This is a genomic window from Spirulina sp. CCY15215, from assembly GCF_016888125.1.
Lineage (GTDB): Bacteria > Cyanobacteriota > Cyanobacteriia > Cyanobacteriales > Spirulinaceae > CCY15215.
Map to the genome: position 1 here is coordinate 1 of NZ_JACSWA010000379.1, position 3,516 is coordinate 3,516.

A 3,516-nucleotide genomic window follows, 5' to 3' on the forward strand; every position below is an offset into this window, starting at 1 on the left:
TAGCTTCGCATTCCAAGGTGTCGTGACCCAAATAACGTAGTACGCGGGGTACTTAGTCTGGTCAGAATGGCTTGTCAGATTTCTCTTTCAAGCCTCAAGCCTTTAGGCTGAGGTTCCTGACAACCTCACTAGCACGCCCAACTAAACTACTTTTCATTGTTCTATCTTAGCGAAATACTTTGCCATTCAGACAGAACTACAAGCTATCGCGATCGCATTCCCCATTCTGCTGAAATTGTTACACAATATTACAAACCTGTTGTAACTCTTAAGACGTTGTAAACTAGAGAGCAACTTCAAACGGTGGTTTTCTCATTCCTACTAACCGCGAAAGCGATCGCCGTTCATAAAAACCGCTAAAACGAAAACTCTAACGAAAATTATGGTCAGTACCGCCGAAAAACCAGCATTTGCCGAGATTCGTCCGGGGGTCAAAGTCCCTTCCAAAGAAACTATTTTAACCCCTCGCTTCTATACCACCGACTTTGAAGCGGTGGCGAAGATGGATATTTCCGTCAACGAAGACGAACTTCGCGCTATTCTCGAAGAATTCCGCGCCGATTATAATAAAACTCACTTTGTCCGGGATGAAGAATTCGACCAATCTTGGGATAGTATTACTGGCGATAAACGTCGCGTATTTGTCGAGTTTTTAGAGCGTTCTTGTACCGCAGAATTTTCCGGTTTCTTACTTTACAAAGAATTAGGACGGCGCTTAAAAGGAAAAAACCCCGTCTTAGCAGAATGCTTTAACCTCATGTCTCGAGATGAAGCGCGTCATGCAGGCTTTTTAAACAAAGCCATGAGCGATTTTAATCTCTCTCTTGACTTAGGATTTCTCACAAAGAGTCGTAAATATACCTTCTTCCAACCTAAGTTTATTTTCTACGCTACTTATCTCTCCGAGAAAATTGGTTATTGGCGCTACATCACAATTTACCGTCACTTAGAGCAGCATCCTGAAGATCGCATTTATCCGATTTTCCGCTTCTTTGAAAACTGGTGTCAAGACGAAAATCGTCACGGAGACTTCTTCGATGCCATTATGCGGGCGCAACCGGATATCCTCAATGATTGGAAAGCGAAATTATGGTGTCGTTTCTTCCTGCTTTCAGTCTTCGCCACCATGTACCTCAATGATGTTCAACGATCTGACTTTTATGCCGCGATCGGCTTGGATGCGCGGGAATACGACAAGTACGTGATCGATAAGACCAATGATACCGCAGGACGAGTTTTCCCCATCGTGATTGATGTAGAAAATCCTACCTTTTACGAGTCTTTGGAAACCTGCATTAAAACCAACGAGAAGCTAACGGAAATTGCCAATTCCAATACTTTTGCACCGATTAAATTCTTGCAAAAAGTGCCTCATTATCTTTCTAATGGCGTACAGTTCTTAAAACTGTTCTTGATGAAACCAATTGAAGTGACTCAATTAGAAGGCACAGTACGCTAAAACAAGTCTTCCTCATTTCCTAGATTTTTGCAGGGTGAAGTTAATTCACCCTCTTTTTTTGCTCTTTCTTCAAGTATAAATACTCAAGTACAAAAAGGATGGTGAGGTGCAATTTAGTAGCGATCGCCTGGAATTTGCCACCGGAATTATCTTAATTGGTTTGGGTATTTACCAAGGATTGTGAATTATTCTCCTTGCTATAAAATGTTTGGGTTTCCGATCCCATTGAAGCCATCTTAGAGGAATTAACCCGCCATAATTGTTCCAATTCCGTTGCTGGCATTGTTAAATAAAGAACATCATTTGATTTTAAGGAAGTTTCTAATAATAACCAACCGTGAATGCTTCTGCCTTGGGATTCAACATATAACGGCACAAAATCAGCATTTTGAGAGGCTTCTTTAACTGTTTTGCCATAGAAAGGATGACTGGGAGTAATTAATGTCGCTAAAGCAATCCATAATAAATCGTCAGTCATACCATTGCCTAAAATGCGCCCCCCCAATGCCGCCGCCGCAAAAGAAGGAGTTGCTAATTCAATCGGACAAAGAACAGTTTCAAACTCAAAAACTTGTTGAACAGAATAAGAAAATTGTGGATCGTGATTGCGGACGACAACAGATAATTTAGGTTGTAAGGCTTTGGCACATAAAGCAATTTCAACATTGATCATGTCATTACTCGTCACTGTTAATAGTGCTGCCGCTTTTTCCACATTGGCAGATTTGAGCGTACTGGCAAGATTTGCCTCTTCCATAATGACAGGAATACCAAGGGATTTTGCTGAATGTAAAAAGCGATTGTTGGGATCGCTTTCGATCGCAACAACATCATATCCTTGACTGATTAATTGTTGAGCAATTCGCATTCCTACGCCACCCAAACCACAAATAATATAATGATTTCGCGAGGGAACTTGAGTCACAGCCCAAAATTGTCGCAAGCGACTACCCAGGATAAAATCATTAATTAAAGCGTAACAAATACCAATGACTCCCGCCCCAACAATCATCATAATTGCTGTAAAGATTTTGATAGTATCTGATGCTGTTTCTGCGACTTCTTCCTTCCCTCCGGCTCCTGTAATCATGCCGACAGAAAAATAAATTGCATCGGCGATAGAAATATTAAAGTTAACACTAATATAAGTCAGCGTCGCTAAAAAAATAGTTGTTAATAAAGCCAGAGAAACTAAAGCTACCGGACGACCGTAATCTTTAAACTTTCGTAAATTGGCAAAAGTTTTGAGAAGCGATCGCGCTTTAGAATGTAATTTAGAACGTTGAGATGAGCGCACTAACGGTTGAGTCCCGACAATAATGCGATCGCCAACTTGCAATAATTGACCCTCTAAAATTGCCGCAATTAAATTCGATTCTCCCATTGCGGGTAGGTAATAAATTAACATTCGCGAACGACTTTCCCAAAGTTCGCTTAACTTGTGACCCAACCAAGGATGTTCGGAATCAATAATTTCTTCGCGGATCGGCCAAGTTTGATTGAAGAGTTTTAACTGTCCGATCGCCTTATTTCCTAAAGCTGCAAAGGCAAAAATGGGCGCAGCAAGTTTAGCAGAACTGAGACTCACATGATCTGTTAAAGTTTGGTCTAAATGTTCCCCTAAAGTATGATTGAAAATGCGATTAATAATGCGAACTTTAGGATTAATAGTGCGGGCGCGGGTGAGGCTTTCTAAATTGAGCGCGTCATCACTACTAGCCAGAACTAAAGTATGTGCATCTCGAATTCCCGCCGCAATCAGAGTTGCAGTCAATCGCGGATCGCCAATGATAATGCGATCGCTACGTTCTCCTGGAATGGGGCGATCGCTAATACCAATAACCTCTGCACCCTGCTGTCGAAGCAGACTAAAAATACGATAACCGGTTTGACCGAGGCCGCAAACAATGATTTTGGGTTTCATCAGAAAAATGGGTAGAAACCCCGTCCTGATAGGACGGCTTTATATTAGTCTCGTTATCGCCTTGGAGTTGTTTAATTAGGGTGCTTTTGTATTGCACTTTTAACAGGACAATTACTGTATCTAACTAAACAAC

The 3,516-nt window shown here is 41.4% G+C and carries 2 protein-coding genes; one reads left to right on the forward strand and one right to left on the reverse strand.

Annotated features, from left to right (window positions below; all coding sequences use genetic code 11):
- The first annotated feature begins 382 nt into the window (after nucleotides 1-382).
- Nucleotides 383-1,459 (forward strand): magnesium-protoporphyrin IX monomethyl ester (oxidative) cyclase, encoded by a 1,077-nt coding sequence (gene acsF / locus JUI58_RS10600; RefSeq protein ID WP_204103754.1) that lies wholly within the window; start codon nucleotides 383-385, stop codon nucleotides 1,457-1,459.
- 151 nt (nucleotides 1,460-1,610) lie between these two features.
- Here acsF and JUI58_RS10605 read toward each other — a convergent pair whose 3' ends face one another.
- On the reverse strand, nucleotides 1,611-3,383 hold the full coding sequence (locus JUI58_RS10605) for an NAD-binding protein (protein ID WP_204103755.1): 1,773 nt from the start codon (nucleotides 3,381-3,383) through the stop codon (nucleotides 1,611-1,613).
- Nucleotides 3,384-3,516: the final 133 nt, after the last annotated feature.

Bases quoted from the DNA above. Each gene is read 5' to 3' on its own strand.
- JUI58_RS10605 (WP_204103755.1), bottom strand. From the start codon at position 3,383: ATGAAACCCAAAATCATTGTTTGCGGCCTCGGTCAAACCGGTTATCGT.
- acsF (WP_204103754.1), top strand. From the start codon at position 383: ATGGTCAGTACCGCCGAAAAACCAGCATTTGCCGAGATTCGTCCGGGG.